At 65.8% G+C, this 22,881-nt stretch carries 19 protein-coding genes and 2 tRNA genes; 13 read left to right on the top strand and 8 right to left on the bottom strand.

What is annotated here, in order from left to right; all coding sequences use genetic code 11:
• Nucleotides 1-45 precede the first annotated feature (45 nt).
• Nucleotides 46-309 (bottom strand): BrnT family toxin, encoded by a 264-nt coding sequence (locus tag KDG50_12440; protein MCB1866224.1) that lies wholly within the window; start codon nucleotides 307-309, stop codon nucleotides 46-48.
• A gap of 473 nt (nucleotides 310-782) precedes the next feature.
• Here KDG50_12440 and KDG50_12435 point away from each other — a divergent pair, with 473 nt between their 5' ends.
• From KDG50_12435 to KDG50_12410, 6 genes are all read left to right on the top strand, one after another.
• Nucleotides 783-1,949, top strand: coding sequence for an arsenic efflux protein (locus KDG50_12435; protein ID MCB1866223.1), 1,167 nt, complete (start codon nucleotides 783-785; stop codon nucleotides 1,947-1,949).
• Between the two features lie 97 nt (nucleotides 1,950-2,046).
• Nucleotides 2,047-2,622 carry an arylesterase gene (locus KDG50_12430; GenBank protein ID MCB1866222.1) on the top strand — a complete coding sequence of 192 codons (576 nt, stop codon included), beginning with the start codon at nucleotides 2,047-2,049 and terminating at the stop codon, nucleotides 2,620-2,622.
• Nucleotides 2,623-2,631: 9 nt separating this feature from the next.
• Nucleotides 2,632-3,210 carry a DUF2799 domain-containing protein gene (locus tag KDG50_12425; protein MCB1866221.1) on the top strand — a complete coding sequence of 193 codons (579 nt, stop codon included), beginning with the start codon at nucleotides 2,632-2,634 and terminating at the stop codon, nucleotides 3,208-3,210.
• Between the two features lie 59 nt (nucleotides 3,211-3,269).
• Complete coding sequence (locus KDG50_12420; protein MCB1866220.1) at nucleotides 3,270-3,878, top strand: hypothetical protein; 609 nt, start codon at nucleotides 3,270-3,272, stop codon at nucleotides 3,876-3,878.
• Nucleotides 3,879-3,916: 38 nt separating this feature from the next.
• Nucleotides 3,917-5,209 carry an ankyrin repeat domain-containing protein gene (locus KDG50_12415; GenBank protein ID MCB1866219.1) on the top strand — a complete coding sequence of 431 codons (1,293 nt, stop codon included), beginning with the start codon at nucleotides 3,917-3,919 and terminating at the stop codon, nucleotides 5,207-5,209.
• An 18-nt stretch (nucleotides 5,210-5,227) separates the two neighbouring features.
• Nucleotides 5,228-5,665: an NUDIX hydrolase gene (locus KDG50_12410; GenBank protein MCB1866218.1), complete on the top strand. Its 438-nt coding sequence runs from the start codon at nucleotides 5,228-5,230 to the stop codon at nucleotides 5,663-5,665.
• An 18-nt stretch (nucleotides 5,666-5,683) separates the two neighbouring features.
• On the opposite strand, the gene KDG50_12405 is transcribed toward KDG50_12410, so the two are convergent.
• Nucleotides 5,684-6,772, bottom strand: coding sequence for a hypothetical protein (locus tag KDG50_12405; GenBank protein MCB1866217.1), 1,089 nt, complete (start codon nucleotides 6,770-6,772; stop codon nucleotides 5,684-5,686).
• An 87-nt stretch (nucleotides 6,773-6,859) separates the two neighbouring features.
• On the opposite strand from KDG50_12405, the gene mrcB reads away from it, so the two are divergent.
• Both mrcB and KDG50_12395 read left to right on the top strand, forming a co-directional pair.
• Entirely contained in the window at nucleotides 6,860-9,253 is a 2,394-nt protein-coding gene (gene mrcB / locus KDG50_12400; GenBank protein MCB1866216.1) for a penicillin-binding protein 1B, read from the top strand.
• Nucleotides 9,250-9,732 carry a tetratricopeptide repeat protein gene (locus KDG50_12395; protein ID MCB1866215.1) on the top strand — a complete coding sequence of 161 codons (483 nt, stop codon included), beginning with the start codon at nucleotides 9,250-9,252 and terminating at the stop codon, nucleotides 9,730-9,732. Before mrcB ends, KDG50_12395 begins: the two co-directional genes overlap by 4 nt.
• Before the next feature lie 13 nt (nucleotides 9,733-9,745).
• Here KDG50_12395 and KDG50_12390 read toward each other — a convergent pair whose 3' ends face one another.
• The gene (locus KDG50_12390; GenBank protein MCB1866214.1) at nucleotides 9,746-15,505 is read right to left on the bottom strand and encodes an amino acid adenylation domain-containing protein; all 5,760 of its coding nucleotides are present in this window, start codon (nucleotides 15,503-15,505) and stop codon (nucleotides 9,746-9,748) included.
• Between the two features lie 115 nt (nucleotides 15,506-15,620).
• Between KDG50_12390 and uvrC the strand changes: the two genes are divergently transcribed.
• From uvrC to KDG50_12365, 5 genes are all read left to right on the top strand, one after another.
• Complete coding sequence (gene uvrC, locus KDG50_12385; protein MCB1866213.1) at nucleotides 15,621-17,429, top strand: excinuclease ABC subunit UvrC; 1,809 nt, start codon at nucleotides 15,621-15,623, stop codon at nucleotides 17,427-17,429.
• 69 nt (nucleotides 17,430-17,498) lie between these two features.
• Nucleotides 17,499-18,119, top strand: a complete 621-nt coding sequence (gene pgsA, locus KDG50_12380) for a CDP-diacylglycerol--glycerol-3-phosphate 3-phosphatidyltransferase (protein MCB1866212.1) — start codon at nucleotides 17,499-17,501, stop codon at nucleotides 18,117-18,119.
• Nucleotides 18,110-18,185 (top strand) — tRNA-Gly (locus KDG50_12375). Before pgsA ends, KDG50_12375 begins: the two co-directional genes overlap by 10 nt.
• 111 nt (nucleotides 18,186-18,296) lie before the next feature.
• Nucleotides 18,297-18,370 (top strand) — tRNA-Cys (locus tag KDG50_12370).
• Between the two features lie 43 nt (nucleotides 18,371-18,413).
• Nucleotides 18,414-19,106 (top strand): sulfotransferase family 2 domain-containing protein, encoded by a 693-nt coding sequence (locus tag KDG50_12365; protein ID MCB1866211.1) that lies wholly within the window; start codon nucleotides 18,414-18,416, stop codon nucleotides 19,104-19,106.
• A gap of 18 nt (nucleotides 19,107-19,124) precedes the next feature.
• On the opposite strand, the gene KDG50_12360 is transcribed toward KDG50_12365, so the two are convergent.
• The 5 genes from KDG50_12360 to KDG50_12340 all read right to left on the bottom strand — a co-directional run bounded on the left by KDG50_12360 (nucleotide 19,125) and on the right by KDG50_12340 (nucleotide 22,784).
• Complete coding sequence (locus KDG50_12360; GenBank protein MCB1866210.1) at nucleotides 19,125-19,295, bottom strand: hypothetical protein; 171 nt, start codon at nucleotides 19,293-19,295, stop codon at nucleotides 19,125-19,127.
• An 85-nt stretch (nucleotides 19,296-19,380) separates the two neighbouring features.
• Nucleotides 19,381-20,460, bottom strand: coding sequence for a mitochondrial fission ELM1 family protein (locus KDG50_12355; GenBank protein MCB1866209.1), 1,080 nt, complete (start codon nucleotides 20,458-20,460; stop codon nucleotides 19,381-19,383).
• On the bottom strand, nucleotides 20,457-21,506 hold the full coding sequence (locus tag KDG50_12350) for a mitochondrial fission ELM1 family protein (protein ID MCB1866208.1): 1,050 nt from the start codon (nucleotides 21,504-21,506) through the stop codon (nucleotides 20,457-20,459). Before KDG50_12350 ends, KDG50_12355 begins: the two co-directional genes overlap by 4 nt.
• Nucleotides 21,479-22,153, bottom strand: a complete 675-nt coding sequence (locus KDG50_12345; protein ID MCB1866207.1) for a 2OG-Fe(II) oxygenase — start codon at nucleotides 22,151-22,153, stop codon at nucleotides 21,479-21,481. Before KDG50_12345 ends, KDG50_12350 begins: the two co-directional genes overlap by 28 nt.
• Nucleotide 22,154: 1 nt before the next feature.
• The gene (locus KDG50_12340) at nucleotides 22,155-22,784 is read right to left on the bottom strand and encodes a 2OG-Fe(II) oxygenase (GenBank protein MCB1866206.1); all 630 of its coding nucleotides are present in this window, start codon (nucleotides 22,782-22,784) and stop codon (nucleotides 22,155-22,157) included.
• Between the last annotated feature and the right edge of the window lie 97 nt (nucleotides 22,785-22,881).

Below are 22,881 nucleotides of genomic sequence, written 5' to 3'. Positions count from 1 at the left end.
GCATCGGTGACATCTTCACCTTTCTCGAACTTTGAATCGAAGCTTTTAGCCTTCATAAATCGCCACCTCTTCAACCCGCGAACGGCGTACCGAAATTATTCGGATGTTGCCATCTCGGGGCGTAATTACCGCCGACCAATGCTTTCCTTCGATCTTGCCAATTACCAGGAAACGCTCCTCATCGGACGTTAACGCTGGGATTTCAATGAGATAGGGATCATTCCAAAGCGCCTGGGCCTCCACGAAATCAATGCCGTGTTTGCGCCGATTGCTGTTGCTCTTCCGCTCATCGAATTCGAAGGTGCACATAGGTATATTAATTATACCCTTTTTGCGCAGCGCGCAAGACCTGTTCTGCTTCTAACAGCAGATTATGCAGCTGGCACAATATCGGCAATATTGTGCCGGCACGATATTCGTAATATGCGGCCATCTGCACCAATGGTGTGCATCAACTCCCGCCGAAGGGCAGGGTTGGCGCAACGGCTCGGCTCGGCCGAGACATAGCCGGGTTGAAGATCCCGAGGCTTTAGCCCGGCATTGCACCGGTTAGTCGTCATTACACACGGTCCATCGACCTTCGATGGACGGAAAATACCACGTATCCCATGCGGCCTGGGGTGTTTCGGGCGTTCGCCCGGTTTTTGCTTGCCGGTCAGTCTGAAGGGTTGGTCACGCTTAGTCGCGGCCTATCGCTGGCTTAGAAACAATTCATTTCATAAATAAGAAGCGTTCTCATAGAGTGACGATCAGGGCATGGCCCGGCACTTGGGAGAACGACGATGACGACAGCGGTTCTGGCTGTACGGCGTGCGACGGCAATCGGGCTCGATGCCGGCACGCGGCCGGTCGGCTGGTTGAGCGTTGGGTTTCTGGTCGCGCTTCTCGCGCTTGCGGCGCCCGGGACGGCGCAGATTCTGGTCGGCGCAATCAGCGACGCCTACCTGTCGGTCAGCGTCTTCGTGGCCGCGACCCTGCTGCTGTTCTATGGCGCCGAACGTGCCTTCGGCGTCGATCTCGGCGACGTGATGATGCGACGCAAGGCTCTTCAGGTGCCGGCCGCCGCGTTGCTCGGCGCGCTGCCGGGCTGTGGCGGGTCGATCCTGGTCGTGACGCAGTACGTCTCGGGCCGCATCGGCTTCGGCGCGGTGGTGGCAACCCTGACCGCAACCATGGGCGATGCGGCCTTTCTGCTGCTTGCCCGCGAGCCGATGACGGGGCTCGGCGTGTTCGTACTCGGAATCGTGGTGGGATTGCTGAGCGGCTGGTTTGTCGAACGTTTACCGGCGGTGCATCCGCCACGCCGGGATCGTGGAGGAGCCAGCGGCTGTGAATCCGGGTGTGCGCTCAAGTCGGCACCGGCTTTCTACCGCTTTGGCGCATGGTTGCTGGTGCCTGGGCTGGTGGTGGGCGTGGCCGGTGCCTTTCAGATCGACGTGGATGCAGTTCTTGGCGCGCCCGTGACCGGCATGCTCGGGTTTGTCGGCGGTGCGCTCGCGCTCATGCTTTGGGCGCGCAACGGTTACCGCGAGTCTCCCGGCTGCACCGGAACGGGCGCGACATCGAAGGCGCTCGTCGACCGGACGCTGGATCAGACCGCGTTCGTCACCGCCTGGGTCATCGCCGCGTTCGCGGGCTACGAGCTGATCGTCGCGTGGACGGGGATCGATCTCGGCGCATGGTTCACGGTCTGGGCGCCGCTCGTGCCGTTGATCGCCGTGCTCGTGGGTTTCGTGCCGGGCTGTGGGCCGCAGATCGTGGTGACCTCGCTGTACCTCTCCGGCGTCGTGCCGTTGTCCGCACAGCTCGGCAACGCCATCGCCAACGACGGCGACGCGCTGTTTCCGGCCATCGCGATGGATCCGCGCGCGGCCTGGCGCGCGACGGTGTTGAGTTCGATTCCGGCGCTGATCGTGGCCTACGTGGCGTTTGGAGTGTTCGGGGTATGATCCGCGCGGCATGTGGAATCAGGGCATTTCTGGCCGCACTGCGGCGTTGGGCGGAGGACATCGCGCTGGCGGGCGCCTGAGGTCCGCGGCGCTCGGCGTGGTCCTGTGGCTGACCGGCTGCGGTGGCGATGCGCCGTTTGAGCCACTCGAACCCGGTGCGCGCGTGCTCGCATTCGGTGACAGCCTGACGGCGGGCACCGGCGCGCCGGCCGGCAGAGGCTATCCCGATGCACTGCGGGCCGCGACCGGTCTGGACGTGCGCGCCGCGGGCGTGCCCGGCGAGACCACGGCCGGCGGCGCGAAGCGATTCGCGGACGCACTGGACGAGCATCGGCCAGAACTGGTGATCCTGCTCGAAGGCGGCAACGATTTCCTGCGCGGTGTGCCGGCCAGCCAGACCGAAGCCAACTTGCGCAGGATGCTGAACGAAGCACAGCAGCGTTCGATCGGGGTGTATCTCGTCGCGGTTCCGCGCCCCGGACTGCTGCTTTCCACCGATCCGCTGTACGAGCGTCTGGGCGAGGAATTCGAGGTACCCGTCGATACTTCAACGCTAGTGGAAATCCTTCGCGATGCGCGCCTGAAATCCGACCCCGTGCACCCGAACGCGGCCGGCTACGCCCGCATGGCGGAGTCCATCGCGGATGGACTACGCAGCACCGGTGCGTTATAGACTGCGCCCATGAACATTCGAAACCTGACGGCACTACTCTGCATGGTGCTACTCGCAAACGGCTGCGCGACGCTCGACGAGGGTGAGTGCCGCACCGTGGATTGGTACGACCTCGGCATCCGTGACGGCAGTGCCGGCTGGGCCGCCTCGCGAGTCGAGGAACACGCGAAGGCCTGTGCCGACTTCGGCATCCGTCCGGATCGCGCACGCTACGAGGACGGACGGCGGGTCGGTCTGGTCGACTACTGCCGGTTGGAAAACGCCTTTGACGTGGGGCTGGCCGGCAAGACCTATCACGGTGTCTGCCCGCCGAAGATCGACCGTCAGTTCCGGCGCTATCACGCCGCCGCTTACGGGGTGTACGAGGCGAACAAGAAGATCGACGACATCGATCAGCGCATCTCGCAGCTCGAACAGCGCCTCGACAAAATTCGCCGCAAGGACGATCCGAAACACGAGGACGAGCGCCGCGACATTCGCTCCGATCTTCGCAAGCTCGATCGTGATCGCAACGATGCGCGTGATGACCTGCGCCGTGCCGAACGCGATCTGGACCGCGCGCGCGACGACTTCGCGGCGGGGCGGTGATCCGCGTTGCTGTCCACCGGTCGTGACGGGTCTTTGTTTTACGTCACGATAGCCGGCCGATGAAAAAGAAGCTGGCGGTTGCCGTCGTCCTCGTTTTCTTGCTCAGCCTGATGCCGTCCGGCGCACGCACGTGGAAATGGGCATCGGACGCCTACGGGCTGGTCGTACTCGCCACACTCGAACCTGATCAGGTCAGCCGCAATCCGTACAGCGAACATGGGCTTCTGGTGAGTCCCGACCTGGCGGTCTGGATGCTGAAGTCCTTCGCCTATCCGTATGACCGTTGCTCGAAGTTGTCAGAGACACTTGGGCTGTGTGGGAAGCCGCTGGTGGGCTGGGTGGGGCGCACGCTGGATGCGGGCAGTCCGGAGTCGGCGGAACGCGGTTATGCGCTGCTGGCGCATTTCGTGTCGCGCGGAGAAGACGTGAACGCGCTGACCGATGGGATGGCGCCCGTGCATGAGGCGATCCTGTATCGCAATCCGCGTTACCTGAATGCATTGCTCGCGGCCGGTGCGAACCTGGCCGTCAAAATCGACCGTCCCGAAAAGGACTACGACGGGTTCGACGCGGTAGAGTTTCTGGCCTTGCTGGAGTCGAGGCAGCCGGACGGATTCGGCGAGATTCGCGCGATCGTTGACGAACATCGCTCCTTTTCGAGGCGTTGAGCTTCAGGATCACCCACCGGGAAAGCGGGAGTAAAACCATGCGGAAAATCATGAATGCCATGGCCGTGCTGTTGCTGGCCAAGACGGCAGTCGCTGGCGCCGCGGAGGTGGACGACAGGCTGTATCGGGCGGCGATTTTCAGCAATCGCGGCGAGGTCGAGGCGCTGATCAAGAAGGGTGCGAACGCCAATCACCAGCAGAACCAGCGCAGCATGCTCGGCTGGGCCGCGCAAAGCGGCAATGTCAATGCCGTGCGCGAGCTGCTCGCGGCTGGCGCGAACCCGAATGCCGTGGATGCGATCGGTCACACGCCCGTGATGCGTGCCGTCGAGACGCAGAAAAAAGACGTGGTGAAGCTGCTGCTGGATTCGGGTGCGAGCACGCAGGGGGCCGACGTGTACGGCCGCACGCTGGCCCATCTGGCCGTCGAGACGGATGACCCCGCGATCGTTGCCGCGGTTCTGGATGCGGGCGCGGATTTCAACGCAAAGGACGCCGATGGCCTGTCGCCCCTGTTCAAGACGTTACAGAATTTCGGGGAGCGCAGGAATGAGATCGTCGCGCTGCTCGCGAAGCACGGTGTGGACCTGAATCAGGGCAGCCCGTATTCCACGCCATTGCTGTTCGCGATCGAGAATCAGGACGCCCAGCTGCTGAAGATGCTCCTGGAAGCCGGCGCGGACCCGAATGTTGCGAACGAGTCGGGACGCCGTCCGCTGCACGAAGCCGTGGCCGACCTGGCATTGGCCAGGCAGTTGTTCAAGGCCGGTGCCGATCCGAACATCACCGACCGGTTCGACGAACCCCTGCTGTTTTCGATCATGAACGAGGGGCGGCCGGATCTGGTGGAGGCCTTTCTGGAAGCGGGTGCGGATGCGAACCGGCCGCGCTCCGACGGCCAGACACCGCTCGGTTTCGCCCGTGATACCGGCCAGACGGATCTGGAGGCCCTGCTGAAGCGTCATGGTGCGGTGGACGGCGATGCGTCACCGGCCGCTCCGGCCACGGCGACAATCGCGAAGCTTGCGGCTCAGCCCGCCGGTACAGCGCCGCATGTGCCGAGCCTGCCGCGTTACGCAGGCGCGAACGCGATGTTCGAGCAGGACGCGATCGCGATCTATGTCACGTCCGATCCGGTACCCGCGGTCGGCGAGGAAACGCTGCGCCTGCTGGAGGGGGCCGGCTGGAGCGGAGGGCTTGTCGCGCAGAATCCGGAGCTCCGGCACATGCGCTTCACACGCTCGGGCTGGACGCTGGAAGTGCAGGTTTCGCTGGCCCGCGGACTCGGCAACCAGACTTCCATTCAGTACAGCCTGCTGCCTCAGCGCTAGACCTCGCGCCCGACAACTTTGCCTGCGCCTGTCACACCGCCGCTGACGGTCGACACGATCATTCGCCTGGTCGATCGCCCCGGGTTGCCGGTCGTGCTGATCGAGCGGCGCAATCCGCCGCCCGGCTGGGCGCTGCCCGGTGGGTTCGTCGATGTCGGCGAGCGGGTGGAGCAGGCGGCGATTCGCGAGGCCCGTGAGGAGACCGGGCTCAATGTGACGCTGGTCGTGCTGCTCGGCGTGTACTCGGCGCCGGATCGCGACCCGCGCGGCCACACGGTCAGTGCCGTCTATATCGCCGATGCCACGGGTGCGCCGGTGGCCGCCGACGACGCGCGCGCCGTGCGCGTGCTCGATCCGCTGGCCGTGGATGTGCCGCTCGCCTTCGACCATGCGCTGATCCTGGCCGACTACCGCAAGTGGCTGATCCGCCAGCGGCCGGCGCCGCTGCGGACCTGACCGGGTCGATCCGGTTTCTCAGCGCGCGGCGTTGCGCGCGCGCATGACCTCGGGTGATTCCAGCGCCGGCAGCGGCGAAAGAAACGGTTCCTGGCGCAGCGGCGCGAGCTGCGGGGGCTGGCGCCGGCGCGGCAGCCGTGATTTGGGCAGCCTAGGCGCGATGGTCCGACGCAATGCGATCAGGGCCAGCGCCATGGCGAGGTTGATCACATCGGGCAGGATGGAGATCAGCGCGCTGACCATGACCTCGCGATCCTGGCGGATGGCGCCGAGGCTGTCGGAGGTCAGGCTCAGCCGGTCGGTGCGGCCGGTCTCGAAGATGCGGTCGAGCGCGGCGACTTCGGTGTCGATCGATGCGGCCGCTGCGTCGCGCTCGTCGGGTCGCTGTTCAGAGGCGAGGAAGCGGCTGTATTCGGCCCGCCGCTCGCGATAGCCGGCGTACAGGCGCCCGAGCGTGGCCCAGCGCTGTTCGACGGCGGCCTCGCGGCTCGCGATGCTGGCGTGCGGCGGTTCGAGCAGGTGCGAAAAGCTGCGGGCGACGCGGTCCTTGGCCTCGTAATAGCCCTGACAGATCGGACCGCAGCCGGCGAGACCGGACTTGTCCTGGCCCTTGCGTGCGTCCTCGGCCAGCGCACGGTAGCTTTGCAGGGTGGCGCCGACGTCCGCGGCCATGTGGTCGAGTTCGCCCTGGATCGCCGATTCGGCGCCGTCGATCCGCTGCTCGATCGCGCTGACGTACGCCGCGCCACGTGCGTTCGAGTGCACGGACAGGTAGCCGAAATAGAACGAAATCGCCACCAGCACGATCAGAAACGGCAGCACGTAGCTTTTGTGACCCGCGCGTGCAACCGCGACCGTGAAATAGAGCACCATGATGCCCAGCTGCAGCACGGTCGCGAACATGAAGGTCGCCCAGGTCTCGGGCAGCACGCGGTCGAAGAAATGCAGTTCGGGGAAGATGTGCGAGAGCAACAGTCCGTGATTGGTGATCAACAGGCTGTAGGAGTTCGCGAGCACGATTGCGATGCTGCCGAGCAGGATCAGCATTCGCATGCGCAGCCGCGAAAAACGCGGTGGCGGCGCGAGATGTTCGAGGGTCTGACCCATGGTCGATTGCCCGGCGCGCGGAGATTCGATCATTATATTACAAAATACTGATTAAGTTCCCGACCCGTTCCTGTTCCGATTCCCCGAGTGACCGCGAAAAGACGCCCTGTCCCGCGCAAGACCGCGCCCAAACGCAGCCGAGCCCGCTCGGCACCGAAACGGTCGAAAGTCGCCGGTCGGCCGGCGACTCGCCGGTCTCGAGCCGGGCGCTGGATTCGCAACGGCCTGCTGCTCGGCCTGGCACTGGGTCTGCTGTGGACCGTGATCCTCGATCTACAGGTGCGCCACCGGTTCGAGGGCCAGCGCTGGGCCCTGCCGGCCCGGGTGCACGCCCGACCGCTGGAATTGTTCGTCGGCCAGCGGCTCGGTTCCGAGGCCCTGGTCACGGCCCTGCGCGATGCCGGCTACACGCCGGGCCCACCGCACGCCGGGCCGGGTCGTTTCCGCTCGGACGGCGATCGGGTCGAAGTGCATCTGCGGCCGTTCGAGTACTGGGACGGGCCCGAACCCGCGCTGCACGTGCGGGTCGGGTTCGACGGCGGACGGGTCACGAGCCTGCGCGATGCCGCCGGGGACGAGATCCCGATCGCGCGGGTCGATCCGCCGGTCATCGCGTCGATCATCCCGCTTGCCGGCGAGGACCGCGAACTGGTTGCGCTCGGGGCGGTGCCGCAGCTGCTGATCGACGCGCTGATCGCCTCCGAGGACCGGGATTTTCGCGGTCACTTCGGGCTCGATTTCGGCGCCATCGCCCGCGCGGCCTGGGCCAACCTGCGCGCCGGCCACGTGGTGCAGGGCGGCAGCACGCTGACCCAGCAGCTCGTCAAGAACCTGTATCTCGACGATGGCCGCACGCTCTGGCGCAAGGCCAACGAGGCGGTCATGGCCGTGCTGCTGGAGCTGCACTACAGCAAGGACGAGATCCTCGAGGCGTATCTCAACGAGGTCTATCTGGGGCAGGACGGTCGCCGCGCCATCCACGGTTTTGGCCTGGCGTCGCGGTTCTACTTCGGCCGCGCGCTCGATCAGCTGGGTCCGTCGGAACTGCTGACCCTGACCGCGTTGGTGCGCGGCGCGTCTTATTACAACCCGCGTCGACATCCGGATCGCGCCCGCGCCCGGCGCGATCGTATCGCCGCCCAGCTCGTGGAGCTGGGCCGGCTGGAGCCGGCGGCGCTGGCGGCCATTCGTGCGCGCGGGCTCGGTGTGCAGCCGAGGGCCGGGTCCACGGCCACCGCGCCGGCGTTCGTGGACCTGGTGCGCCAGCAGCTCGCGACACAGTACCGCGAGGCCGATCTGCGCTCGAAGGGCCTGCGAATCTTCACCACCTTTGACCCGCGCGTGCAGGCGGCGGCGCAGACCGCGGCCACCAGTCGGCTGGCCCGGCTGGAACGCTCACCGTCGGTCGCCGATCTCCAGGCGGCGGTGGTCGTCATGCAGCCGGCGACCGGCGAGATCCTCGCGATGGTCGGCGACCGTTCGCCGGACGCGGCCGGCTTCAACCGTGCGCTGGAGGCGCGTCGCCCGATCGGCTCGCTGATCAAGCCCGCGGTGTACCTCACGGCCTTGCGCCGTCCGGACCACTACACGCTTGCGACGCGCATCGAGGACGGCCCGGTGGAACTGGCCATGCCGAATGGCAGCGTCTGGGCGCCCGCGAACGCCGATCACCAGTGGCACGGCCCGGTGCCGCTGATCCAGGCCCTCGCGCAATCCCTGAACGGTGCGACCGCGCGGCTCGGACTCGACGTCGGCGTGGATGCGGTGGTCGACACGCTCATGGAACTCGGGCTCACGCGCCGGCCGCCGGCGTATCCGTCCTTACTGCTCGGCGCGGTCGAGATGTCGCCGCTCGAGGTCGCAACGATCTACCAGACGCTCGCCAACGGCGGCTTTCATGCGCCGCCGCGGACGATCACCGCGGTCGTCGATGCCGATGGAAAGCCGCTGGAGCGTTTTGCCCTGCAGGTCGAGCAGGGGGTTTCGGCGCCGGCCGTGTATCTGATTGACACGGCCCTGCAGGCGGTCGCCCGCGAGGGTACGGCGGGTGCCGTTGCCGCACGCCTGCCCGGCATCGACGCGGCCGGCAAGACCGGCACCACCGACGATCTGCGCGACAGCTGGTTCGCGGGGTTTACCGGCGACCTGGTCGCGGTGGCGTGGGTCGGTCGTGACGACAACGCACCGATTCATCTGGGCGGCGCCAGTGCGGCGCTGCCGCTATGGCTGGATCTCATGACACGACTCGAACCGCAGCCCTTGGCGCTGGCCGAACCGGTCGGGATCGAGTGGCACTGGGTCGATCTAGATGCAGCCGCGGGCACACCCGCGGGTTGCGACGATGCGACCCGGTTGCCGTTCCTCAGCGGCAGCCGGTTTCCCGACCGCCTGAACTGTGGCAATGAAAACGGCGGAACGTTCGAATCCGTGCGCGACTGGTTCGGCGGTCTGTTCGGCGCCGGCGATCGGGGTGATCCATGAGACGAAACAGCCCTTGGCCCTTGCTTGCGCTGGCGATCGTGCTGGCGGGTTGCACCAGCGGTCCGGGCCCGGTGGATGGGCCCGCTCCGGGCGACGATGGACCGGGCGAGCCCGCGGCCGTTGCGCCGGTACGGCCGGTCGAGACCAAGCCAGCCCGCACGCCGGCGGCACAGGCTCTCTACGTTAGGGCGCGCTCGGAACGCGCGGCCGGCCGACTGGAATCCGCCGCTTCGGTGCTCGAACGCGCGCTCGGCATCGCCCCGAATGACGCCGGTCTGTGGCTGGAGCTTGCCTCGCTGCGCCTCGAACAGGGTTACGCCGAGCGCGCCGAGCAGTTTGCCGCGAAGGCGAACGCGCTGGCGGGGTCGGATCGCGCCAGTCTTGCGCAGGGCTGGAGGCTGATCGCCGCCGCGCGCGAGGCGCGGGGTGACGGGCGTGGCGCGGAAGCGGCGCGCCGTCGGGCTCGCGAGTTCGAGTAGCTGGAGCAGGGCGTCAGTCGACGCCCGGATCGTTCCCGGACGCGCGGGCGCAGAGCGCTTTCAGAACGGCCGCGAATTCGTGGTTGTAGCGTCGCGCCGCGGTGTCATGGTCACCGGGCAGCGACCAGGTCTCGACCTCGTGGCCAGTGGTCTGCTCCCACAGAGTCCTGGTCGCATCGGCATCGAATGAATCCGAAAGGATGATCGACACCGGCGTGCCGAGCGGCAGGTTCCGGTAACAGCGTGCGATGCGGATGTGATCGAACCAGTCCACCGCGCGCAGTCCGACATGCTGGACCGGCTTGCCTGCTGGCGCCGGGGCCGGTGCCGATGAGCGGGATGGTGACGCTTTGACCAACGACGTGCTTGCACGGCGGAGGTAATAGCGCGCGATGCGGCCGAGGCGATTGAGCCGCAGGCGAAGCAGATCGAGTCTGGCGCGCAGGCAGCGGTGCCACGGCTGCGGCCGATAGTCGACCAGCACGAGGCGCGCGACCGGCCGCCCGGCGATTTCGCGCTGATGGGCGATCTCGTAGGCGAGCGCTCCACCGATACAAAATCCGACCAGGACAATTTCGGCGGATTGTTCAAATCCGTCGAGATGTTGGTTGACCTCGCGCGCCACTTCAGCGAGGTCTGTCCGGTAGCGGTCGCCATCCGAGCCGGGAACCCGTACGCCGTAGAACGGCTGATCCGGTCCCAGTGCGTCGACCAGTGGGCGGTGCACGCGTTCAAGTTCGATCTGTCCGCCACTGCCACCTGGCACGAACACAATCGGCGCGGGACCGCTGACGGCCTGCATGGGTACGATCGGCGACCAGGGCGAGCCGGTCGGAGCGGCGGCAATCTGAACGGCCAGTGCGCGCGGGGTCGGGCGTCGCAGGAAATCTGCGAGCGGCAGGTCACGATCGAAGCGCTGGCGCACGGTCGCGAGGAGCCGCATGGCTAGGAGCGAATGGCCACCAAGCTCGAAGAAGTCATCGTCAGCGCCTGTGTTGTCGATCCCAAGCAGGGCGTTCCAGATCGACAGCACGGTTTCCAGCCAGGGTTCGTCAGGCGCGGACGTGACACCGTGGCCGGACGATACCGGTGCCGGCAGTTGCGCTGGATCGAGCTTGCCGTTCGGTGTCAGGGGCACGGCAAGCAGCGGTGCCCAGAGCGTCGGCACCATGTGTCGCGGGAGCCTCGACTGGAGATACTCCGCAAGCTGGTCGCCCGTCACGGTCTTTCCGTTCGCCGGCACGAACCAGCAGCCAAGCGCCGTGTCGGTGGCGCGGCGCACGATGGCGCGATCCACGTCGGGATGGCGTTCCAGGGTGGCTTCGATCTCTCCGGGTTCAATCCGGAAACCGCGGATCTTGAGCTGCTCGTCAAGACGGCCGACGAAATCCAGCGTGCCGTCGTTTTGCAGCCGCGCGAGATCGCCCGTTCGATAGAGTCGCTGGCCGGGCGCGACGGGATCATCGACAAACGCGCTGGCCGTACGAGCCGGATCATCGAGATAGCCTCGCGCCAGACCGTCGCCGCCGATGCAGAGTTCGCCGACCGCCCCGGGCGGGACCTCGCGCAGGTCGGAATCGAGCAGTCGAATCCGCGTGTTGTTCAGCGGTCGGCCGATCGGAATCGATCGCGCGCCATCCGGCACATCACCGACGACATGGCAGCATGCGAAGGTGGTCGACTCGGTCGGGCCATAGCCGTTGACCAGCCGAAGCGCCGGAAGCGCGGCACGCGCACGTCGGACGTGCCGCACGGACAGGGCCTCTCCGCCGGTCAGGAGTTGGCGCAGGGGGCGCAGCAGCTGTGGGTCTGTATCGACGACCAGGTTGAACAGCGACGAGGTCAGCCACAGGGTCGTAACGCCGTGGCGCAGGATTGCGGCGCCGACCTCCTTGAGTTCCGGAACAGCGGGCTTGTGGATCACGCATGCGGCACCGTGCAGCAGCGCGCCCCAGAGTTCAAAAGTGGTTGCGTCGAAATCCAGCGGTGCGAGCAGCATGAACCGTTCATCGGGACCGAAGTGCACATAGTCCTGCGCGCTGACAAGTCGCGAGATCGCGCGCTGCGGCACGCAAACGCCCTTGGGTTTGCCGGTCGAGCCCGAGGTGAACATGACGTAGGCAATCGATTGCGGGGATGCGGCAGCCGCCTGTGCGGGGGGCAGCGCGGCAAGTTCGTCCGTGCCGAGTTGCGCCAACGCTACGACACGCAGGTCGGCGATCGTGAGGGGCATTTCGCTCAGCACCAGCCGGATGCCGGCCGCTGCACATAAATCTCCGAGCCGCGGTTCCGGGTTGCGTGGATCGAGCGGCACCCACGCGGCACCGCACTTGAGCACCGCGATAATGGCGATCACGGTTTCGATCGAGCGACCGGCGCAGATGCCGACGTAATCTCCAGGCTTAACCTCGAGCGCAACCAGCTTGTGCGCAAGCGCATTGGATCGCGCATCGACCGTCGCGTAATCCAGCGTGATCTCGTTGTCGATCAGACATGCTGCGCGAGGGGTCCGTGCTGCCTGCGCCGCGAACCGCGCGGCCAGTGGCGTGTCGTCGTACGCGCGGGTGGTTTCGACCAGCGCGCTGTTGCGTCGTTGATCCTGTCCGGTCAGCAGCGCCAGATCGGCGAGTTTCGCCTCCGGTGTTGCGATGGCCGCATCGAGCAGGCGCAGGTAACGGTCGAACAGTGCCTGTATGGTTTCGCGGTCGTACAGTGCCGTGTTGAATTCCCACAGCATCGTGATGTCGCGACGATCGCGATAGTGCTGTTCGGCGCGCGGTATGCAGATGATGTTCAGATCGAACTTTGCCGAGGTGTTTCCAGTGAGTTCTTCAAGATCGATTTGCAGTTTTTCGACCTGCATGTCCGGCAGCGCCGAATCATGGAAACTGAACATCGTCTGGAACAGCGGATTGCGGGCGGCGTCCCGGTTCGGATCCACCTCCGCAACTACGCGATCAAACGGAATCGACTGGTGGTCGTAGGCTTCCAGCGCGCAGTCACTAACCGCCTCGAGCAGTTGGAAAAACTGCATGTCTTCATCGAGTTCGAAACGGAGCGCGACATTGTTGACCAGCATGCCCAGCACGGACTCATCGCTGCGATGCCGACGGTTCGCGAGTCCCGAACCGATCACCAGGTCGCGCCGGTTGGTGTGGCGGGCGAGCAGAACCACAAACGCGGAGAGCATGGTCATGAACAGCGTGGTTCCGTGCGCAGATGATGTTCTCCGCAGGGAATCGGCAAGCGTGTCGGGGATGCGGATCCGCAACATGTCGCCCTCAAACGTCTGCACGGACGTTCTTGGACGATCCAGAGGAAAGCTGACATCGCCGGGCGCCCCCGCGAGTCGTAACCGCCAGTACTCGAGCTCGCGCTTTGCCGCCGGTGTTTCGAGCCATTCGCGTTCGCCCAGCGCGTAGTCGGCAAACTGGGTGGGAGGCAGGTCGAAACCGGAAGCGGGCCCGCCCGTGTATTCGCGATAGAAACCGATCAGTTCGTGCAGAAAACGCGCGAACGACCAGCCGTCGTGAATGAGATGATGTTCGATGTGCAGCAGCACATGGCGCTCGGGCGCCAGACGGTATAGATGCCAGCGGATGACGGGCAGGCGGGCGAGGTCAATCGGGCGACCGATTTCGTTGTGGATCACCGCGTTCAGTTCGGACTCTGAAACGGCGGTTGGCTCGAGTTGGATCGGTTCGGCCGGGTGGATGATCTGACTTGGTTCTCCGTCGATGGTCTCGAACGTGGTGCGAAATATTTCGTGACGTTGAATGATGCGATTCAGCGCGGCGTGCAGGGCGGGGATGTCCAGCGGACCGGCGAGGTCGATCCGGGCCGGAAAGCGGTACGCGCGGTTGTCCGGATCGAGATGCTGCACATACCAGGCGCGCTGTTGCGCGAAGGACATTGGAATCCGAGCGGGACGAGGCGTGCTTGCGCGGACCCGTGTCGGGCCGGCGCCAGCCCGCGCGCGTTCGACCATGGATTGCAGTCCGGCTAGCGTCGGATCCCCAAAGAAGCGCGCAATCGAAAGCTCGACGCAAAGCTGTTGTTCCACACGCGCAATCAGTTGCATCACCAACAGCGAATTGCCGCCCTGACTAAAGAATGTGACATCGCTTTGTGGCGCGCTGCCCAGCACCTCCCGCCAGATGGCCGCGAGTTCGTCGTGATGTTCCCCCGCCCGCGTCGCGGGCAATGATTCCGCGTTCCCTTCGGGAAGCGGCAGCGCGGCTCGATCCAGCTTGGCATTCGGATTCAGCGGAAACGAGTCGAGCCGGACGAAATGTGCCGGGACCATGTATTCAGGCAGGCGCGTGCGCAGGTGTTCGCGAAGCTCGTTTTCGTCCGCGCTCGTGGCTGAGCCGGACCCGGTCCAGTAAGCCACCAGCCGCCGGTCTCCGGGCCGGTCCTCCCGCATCATCACAACGGCTCGATCTACCTGCGGGTGTTCTTCCAGACGGACCTCGATTTCGCCAAGCTCGATCCGGTAGCCGCGCAATTTGATCTGGTGATCGAGTCTGCCGAGAAACACGAGCTCGCCATTGTCCAGACGACGCATCCGATCACCCGTGCGGTAGGCCCGCCGGCCGTCGGGCAGCGTCGGGAAACGTTCGGCTGTCAGGTCGGGACGATTCCAGTATCCGCGTGCGAGCCCCGGACCCACGATCCAGGCCTCGGCTTCGGCTTGCCCGGAAAGGACTGCGCCGTGTTCGTCAGCGAGCAGAAACTCGAGATCGGGCAGGGGATGGCCAATGACACTTTCCGGATTGGAGCAATCCGCCAGGCGGATCCGCCGATAGGTTGCATAAACGGTGGCTTCGGTCGGGCCGTACATGTTGATGAGCTCGGGCCGGTTTTCCCCGTGGCGTTCGAGCCATGGCCGCAGCCGCGGGACGTCCAGCGCTTCACCCGCAAAGATCAGATAGCGCAGCGCGAAGTTGCGCGGCTCTCGCGCGTCCAGTTCGGCGACCGGGTAGAACGCTGATGGCGTCTGGCTCGCAACGGAGACTCGTTCGTGTTCGAAAAGTCTGGCAAGTGCGCGGGGGTCTCGACTGGTGGCGAAGTCGACGACCACAAGTCGTGCCGCGTGTATCAAAGCCGCCCAGATTTCCCAGACCGATACGTCAAACGAGAAAGAGTGAAACAGCGAGAAAACGTCCTCGGCTCCAAACTGGAAGTAGGGCGTCGCGCTCGCAAACAGCCGGGCCAGATTGGCATGGGTGATCTCGACAGCCTTGGGACGGCCGGTAGATCCCGACGTATAGATCAGATAGGCAGTTGACTGGGGAGCCGGGGCTTGTGGGAGTTCGTCCGACAGCACCGTGGGCGTTGATCCTTCGAGCGGCAAGCTGACGACGTCTGAAACGGCCGCATGCGCGGCCGTGGTCTGGTCGACGATCACCGTGCGCAGCTGTGCGTCGCTGATCATGAAGCCAATGCGTTGCGCCGGATACTCCGGATCGATCGGGACATAGGCTGCGCCAGCGCGCCAGATGGCGACGATCGACACAATGACCGCGGCCGAGCGCGGCAGGAGAATGCCGACCCGGTCACCCGACATGACACCGGCTGAAACCAGCCGCATCGCCAGTTCGCCCGATTGCGCCCACAGGTCCCGGTAGCTCAGCTGCCGCACCGTGTCGGTGATGGCAATCCGGTCTCCGTGCTTCGAGATCACACGCTCAAGTGCCTCGAGCACGGTGGCGGCAGCGCTGTGTGATGGTTCAGCGCGTTCCACGTCGGACGGCGTGGTCTGGGTCGGCATGCAGGTTCGGATGGAACGGAGAAGGGGCCGGATTATCGCAGACTCGGACACGGGGGATTTGACCCGGCTCCCGGCCGGGTCTCGTAGCCACAGGCGCGCGGGCTATCATCAGCCGATGTCGAATGTGCAAGCAGCCGCCTTTGACCCAGACCGGTTCCTGCGCGGTCTCACGCAGCGTCCCGGGGTTTACCGCATGTACGACGCGTCCGACCAGCTGCTCTATGTCGGCAAGGCGCGCAATCTGCGCAAGCGCGTGTCGAGCTACTTCCGGCGTGCCGCGAACGCCCGCATCCTGAGCATGGTTGCGCAGATCGCCCGCATCGAGGTCACGGTCACCAACACTGGCGCCGAGGCGCTGCTGCTCGAAAACCAGCTGATCAAGCAGTACAAGCCGCGCTACAACGTCCAGCTTCGCGACGACAAGAGCTATCCGTACATTCATCTGAGCGGGCATCCGTTCCCGCGCCTGGCACTGCATCGCGGCGCGCGCGGCGCGGGCCGCTATTTCGGCCCCTATGCGAGTGCCAGCGCGGTGCGGATGACGCTGCGCCTGATGCAGAAGCTGATCCCGGTGCGCCAGTGCGAGGACGGTTTCTTCCGTACCCGCTCGCGGCCCTGTCTTCAGCACCAGATCGGGCGGTGCACGGCGCCGTGCGTCGGCCGGATCGACGAGACCGGCTACGCGCGCGATGTGCGGCATGCCGAGCTGTTTCTGCGTGGGCGCTCGAACGCCCTGATCGAGGAACTCGGCGGCGAGATGGAGCGCGCGTCCACGCGCCTGGATTTCGAGCACGCCGCGCGGGTGCGTGACCGCATCGCGGCGCTGCGCCAGGTCATGGCGCGACAGTACGTCAGTCGCGGCAACGGCGACGTGGACGTCGTCGCCTGCCGGGCGCGCAACGGCATCGCCTGCGTTTCGCTGTTTCTGGTGCGCAACGGCCTGAACCTGGGGCAACGGAGCTTTTTTCCGCACCTGCCGCCGGACGCCGACGCCGCCGAGGTTCTGGCGGCGTTTCTGGCACAGCACTACGTCGAGCATGATCCGCCGCCGCTGATCCTGACCGATCCGAAGCCCGAAGAGGCACTGCTGCTCGAATCCGCGTTCACTGAACGAGTCGGGCGGCGGGTGCGCATCGAACGCCCGCAGCGCGGGGAACGGCGCCGCTGGATGGAACTTGCCGAACAGAATGCCGAGACGGCGCTCGACGCGCGACTGGGGGATCGCGAGACCGTCGGCGCCCGGATTGCGGACCTCGCGCTGGCGCTCGGGTTGTCGGAGCGGCCCGGGACGCTCGAATGTTTCGACGTCAGCCACACGGGCGGGGAGGGCACGGTGGCTTCGTGCGTGGTCTTCGACCGCGACGGGCCGGCGCCGGCGCGCTATCGGCGCTTCAACATCCGCGACATCACGCCCGGCGACGATTACGCTGCGCTCGGTCAGGCCCTGCGCCGGCGCTACCGACCAGGGCCGGAGCGCTTCGTGCCGGACCTGATCATCGTCGATGGCGGGAAGGGGCAGCTGCGGGTCGCGCGCGAGGCGCTCGCCGAGGTCGATATCGACACGGAGCGGTTGTTGGGCGTGGTCAAGGGCGAGGGCCGGCGCGCGGCCTTGGACCGGATCGTGGACGCGGAAGGCGAGGACCTGGATATCGAACCGGACGCGCCCGGGCGGCGCCTGTTGCAGCACCTGCGCGACGAGGCGCATCGCTTCGCGATCGCCGGGCACCGGGCACGTCGCCAGCGCACCCGCACGCAATCGCCGCTGGAGGCGATCGAGGGCCTCGGACCGAAACGTCGCCAGGCGCTGCTGCGAACCCTCGGCGGATTGCGCGAGGTCCGCGAGGCGAGCATCGAGCAGCTCGCGCAGGTGCCGGGCATCAATCGAGCCCTGGCGGAACGAATTTACGAAACATTTCATACATGAAACCCGGTGCGTCGCGCGGTCGGTCGGCGCAGCGGTATGATCAGGCTTTGAGCGATGCCGGCTGCATCGATGTCCCTGAATGCCCCGATTCTCCTGACGCTCGCGCGCATCGCATCCATCGTGGTGCTGGTGGCCGTGTTCTATGCGCCACTGCGCTGGGCGCACGGGTTCGCCGCGCTGGTGTTCGTGCTCGCTGCGATCACCGACTGGCTGGACGGTTATCTGGCGCGGCGCTGGAACCAGACGTCTTCGTTTGGTGCGTTTCTCGATCCGGTGGCCGACAAGCTCATTGTCGCGGTTGCCCTGGTGCTGATCGTCCAGGCCCATCCGAGTCCGTGGATCGCGGTGCCGGCCGCGGTGATCATCGGGCGCGAGATCACGGTGTCGGCGCTGCGCGAGTGGATGGCGGAGCTCGGCTCCCGTGCGCGGGTCGCGGTCTCGCCGATCGGCAAGATCAAGACCGTCCTGCAGATGATCGCAATCACGGCCCTGCTGTATCAGGCGCCCCTGTTCGGGCTGCCGACCATGCAGATCGGCATCGTCACCCTCTACGTCGCCGTGGCGCTGACGCTGTGGTCCATGGTGAGCTATCTGCGCGCCGCCTGGCCGACGGTTCAGGCTGAATCCCGGCGCGAGCGTCTTGACAGCGACCCGGCGTTCAAGAAGAATTCCGCTTCCGCGCGGGAATAGCTCAGTTGGTAGAGCACAACCTTGCCAAGGTTGGGGTCGCGAGTTCGAGTCTCGTTTCCCGCTCCAGTTTCCCCTTCGTGATCGCCGCTGGCCCCGTCGGGTCGCGCGCGACGCTTGATCAGCGGCGGCGCCGGGCGGCTCAGGGCCGCGCCCACCCGCTGCGTTCTACGCGCCCGCGGCTGGGTGGCAGAGTGGTTATGCAGCGGCCTGCAAAGCCGTGTACGTCGGTTCGATTCCGGCCCCAGCCTCCATTCGATCGGGAATTCGTCCCCGCGTCCGTGCCGATGTGAACGCGTGATCGTCTCGCACGAACACCGCTTCATCTACATCAAGACGTTCAAGACGGCCTCCACGAGCGTCGAGGCCGCGCTGGCGCCCGTGTGCGGCGAGCGCGACATCATCACGCCCGCCTCGCGCGAGCGCATGGCCGAGCGGCCCGGGCAGCGCGCGCAGAACTGGCGCCTCGAACATCCGCTGGTGCCACGTCGGTCGGTATGGCGGCGGATTCTCGGTCGACCCGAGCGTCGCTATCACCCGAGCGTCGGATATTACGAACACATGCCGGCCTGGCGGGTTCGGGCCTATCTCGGCGAGCGGATCTGGAACGAATACTTCAAGTTCAGTTTCGAGCGCAATCCGTGGGATCGGCAGGTCTCCTGGTATCACTACAAGACGAAGAGTGCTCGCACCAGGCCGGGTTTTGACGCCTTCCTGGCCGATCGCAAGCGCGCCTGGGTCGACAACTTCGCGCTCTACAGCATCGACGGCGAAATCGCGCTGGATTTCATCGGACGATACGAATCACTGGCTGCGGATTTTTCGCGGGTGCTGTCGACGCTGGCGCTCGAGGGTCAGGTCGAACTGCCGCGCACCAATGTGTCGACCCGTAACAGCGACGACTACCGTGGCTACTACACCGATCAGACGCGTGTGCAGATCGGCAACTGGTACGCGCGCGAGATCGAGTTGTTCGGTTACACGTTTTAGCCGGCGGCTAGGGCCTGTTCACACTACGCCTATCGCAGCGACGGCGGCCGTTTTTTTGGCCAACAAGGCGCTGTGAGCGCGGTGTACTTGACGTACATATGCGAGCAGCAACAAAGTTGGGCGGAAAAACGGCCCCGTCCCTTCGGGTTGCGCCCCAAAATGCGTCATGCGGCGTTGCTCGTCGTTCATTTAGACTCACTAAACTTTTCTCCTCGCGCCTTGCCTGACACATTTTGGGGCAGCAACGCTGCGTCAGGCGTAGTGTGAACAGGCCCTAGTATCGCGTTGCTGAATGACCGGTTCGCTGACCGGGTGGTCCGCCGGCCACGAACAGGCCAAGTGGGGCAAGCCGTTGTGCGAGCTGTTCGGCGAGTTGCTGCAATGGGCTCAGCGCGAGCGGACTGATCGTCGCAAACGCGTCGGCGAGCGCTTCCGGTGTAGCCCGCAACAGCGGGACATTGCGGAACCAGCCCTGTTCGGTGAGATATTCGCGATATTCGGCTTCATCCGCCTTGTAGCTTGCGGTGTCGGGCGTCACCGTGATGACTGGCAGCCGTACACCGATTGCCTCGGACAGCATGCTGGATGAATCCGCGGTACAGATCGCCGCGTCGACGGCGGCGTAGAGTTCCGCCAGTGTGCCGGACCCCGCGAATCGATAGTCGATCAGCCGTTCGATGCAATCCTCTTCACGAGCCATGGTCGCGAGTGCGTCCGCGACCGAGTCCGGGGTGCGTCGGGACGTGCTGATCCACCAGCGGCAGCCCCAGGTGCGGTGCAGTTCCCGAACCAGTTTCAGCAGTCGCTGCCAGTCGAACCCGGCATAACGAAACCGGCCCGAGTCTCCGCCGATCAGCAGCCCCAGCCGCTGCGGCAGGTTCTCCCGTCCAAATCTATCGACCACGAGCGGACGCCCGAGTCGGTCGGCGTCCAGCGGCCCGATCTTGGGTGCCAGCAGATGATTCTGGAGTGGAGCGAAGCGCCGATAGGGCGTGACGATCAGGCTGAAGTCCGCGGGGCTGAAATGCCGGACCGTGCCGCAGAACACATTCGGCGCCCCAAGCAGCCGATGCAGGGCGACATTCGCCCCGGTCGTGTTTCCACCAGCCGAAACGATCAGGTCGACCGGTCGGGCGGGCCGTTCGCCGAGGTGGTAGGCGATTCGCAGGCTGGCGGCCGGTGCGCGCGGGGCGATCCAGCCGAGCGCGCGCGCCGGCACACTGGAACGGCGGCGTACCTCGATGCGTTGCAGATGTACCGGCGCGATCTTTCCCAATGCCGCCACGACACCCTCGGCAATATGAAAATGCCCGGGGTGATCGTCGGCCAGCAACAGGACACGCAGCGGTTTCATCCGTGTGTCGCGACCGCGCGGGCCGCCCGGTGTTCGAGCACCAGCCGGGCGGTGCGCGCGGTGTCATCCAGAGCGGGGTAGTGCCAGGTCTCGAGCGATCCGGTGTAGGGCCGGGTGATTCCGCGCTCGCGCAGCGCTGCGTGAAAACGGCCGAACCGGCCACCGCCGCCGGGCAGATCGAACACGTGCAGCGGCTTGCCGGTCGATGCGGCCTCGGAGACCATAGATACCGAGTCGCTGGTCACGATGATGTGATCGGCCAGCGCCAGCATGGCCCGATAGGGGTTCTCACCGCGTCCGGTCCAGACCCGGGCCGGCAGGTCGGCGAGCTGATTTTCGATCAGCTGCGCATTGGCGCGGCCGGTGCGTCGCGAGGTGGTCACCACGAACCCGGCATGGTGTTCGGCCGCTGTCGCGTGCAGCAGTGCAGTGAGCGACCGGACTTCGCCCGGCCCAAGCTGGTAACTGGTATTCGACCCGCCCACGAGCACGGCGACCAGCGGCCGCGGCAGATCGGCGAACTCGGCCTGAAAGCGTGTCGCAGCCGCCGCGAGGCGTTCCGGCGTCAGATCGTGCAACGCGCCGGTCACCGGGTACACGTTCGGCCCGCGCAGCGCGTCGTGCTGCATCGGGATCACGAGGTCGAACAGACGTACGGGAACGCGCGGGTCCTGCACATGCACCAGCATCGTGCGACCCCGACTCGCCTTTCGAACCGCGAGGGCGACCGGCACCGCCCGTCGTCCGCAGGTGATCAGCACCTCGGGCCATGGTGGTTCGATGGGGTCGGAGTGTGCGGCGAGCGAGTGCAGAACCCCGGGCGTGAGGTGGCCTGGAAACCAGGACCACGGCGGACGCGGCCGCACGACGCGGTGCTCGAATGCCAGGCCCGTGGCCTGTGCCAGCCCGCGTGCCTGGGTGTCGAGTCCGGCCTTGCCGGGGGTCATCCACCAGCCGACCGTGGGGCCGCTGTGGGGCGATGCAGCGCCAGCCGCCACGGCGATTACTTCGCGGGCGATCAGCTCAACTCGTTGACGGCCCGCCATTCGGGCCCGACATAGTTGACGATCAGCGACTTGCGCACACCGCGGATGGGACGTTTCTCGAAGCCGTGCCAGGTGTCGGTGCCCGGGATGAAGATCGCGCCGAGGTTGCGCCCGTAGGGCACGTCGGACACGTGGCGGTGTTCCGGCGAACCGTCGTAGAGGCTCGTGCCGGCATCGGCGAGCAGCGGGTCGTCGGAGAGGTAAACCATCATCGTGAATCGCTTCACGGAGATGTCGGTGTGCGGCCCGAGCCAGAAGCCGTCGATGTCCTGGCAGTACTCGATCCGCGCCCGGGTGTTCGCGAGGTTTGCGCCGGTCGCCTGTTCGATCGACTGCATCACCTGTGGGTCGGCAAACGCCTGGGCGATGCGCGCGCAGACCGGATGGCGTGCCTGGTGATCCGGCGAAAAGTACCAGCGCAGCTGGTTGTTGCATTCGCGCGTTCCGTCGAACACGGCACCCGCCGGGGCTGCCTGGGGCAGCGAGAGGATATCGTCGATGTCGGACTCGGTCAGAACGGCGTCCAGCAACCAGTGCTCGAACGGTTCGACGTTGTGCGCGGCGCTGTCCAGCGAACGGATAAAAGCCCTCGCGGTCGCCGAAGGGGCCGCTGCGGACACCTGAAATGCAGCGCCAAGGGCCGGCATCTCAGTAGGCCTCCGCGCGACCCGGCATCAACCGTTTCGCGAACGCCGAGATGCGATGCACGATGAAGTGCCGCTTGCGTGCGACACCGGAGTCGACCCAGTTGAACATCACGCAGCGACGCTCGCCACAGAACGGCTTGTGGCCGTGCCAGGAGTTCGGACGCACCCGAAATGCAACCAGCGTGCCGCCGGCCGGGGAGACTTCGGTGAGGTAGTCGTCCATGTCGCCGGGTCCGCGCAGCAGACGCAGGCGCCCGCCGTCATCGTTCCAGCGGTCATTCAGGTACAGCAGCCCGGTGATGAGCTTGTATTTCGCGTCGGTGTGAATCCGCCCGTCCTTTTTCTGGGCCTGGCCGCGCACGGAAATCATCAGCGACTTGTCGCTCAGGTCCACGCCGAATTTCTGTTCGATCACGGCGCGGAAGCGCGGCGAGCTGATTTCATCGATCAGCGCGGCGAACTGCGGACCGTATTCGAGCGCACCCGGGTCGTATACGCCCGGCTTGCTGATCGCCGGAAAGTCGGAGCGCGCGGCGTCGAGCCCGTCTGCGCTCAGCGCGTCGGGCAGCGTGAAATACTCGAACGGTTCCTGCGTGACGCCGGCACTGGAAATGGATTCGTAGTTGAACACCGTGTGCGCCCTGATAATCGATGTCTGTCAGTGGGGTGAGTGCGGAGCCCTGCACACGATAGTCTGCGATCGTTTCTGAACCGTTGCTGAACCGTGT

This window comes from Chromatiales bacterium (assembly GCA_020445605.1).
Lineage (GTDB): Bacteria > Pseudomonadota > Gammaproteobacteria > JAGRGH01 > JAGRGH01 > JAGRGH01.
This window is presented reverse-complemented; position numbering and strand designations above follow the sequence as displayed.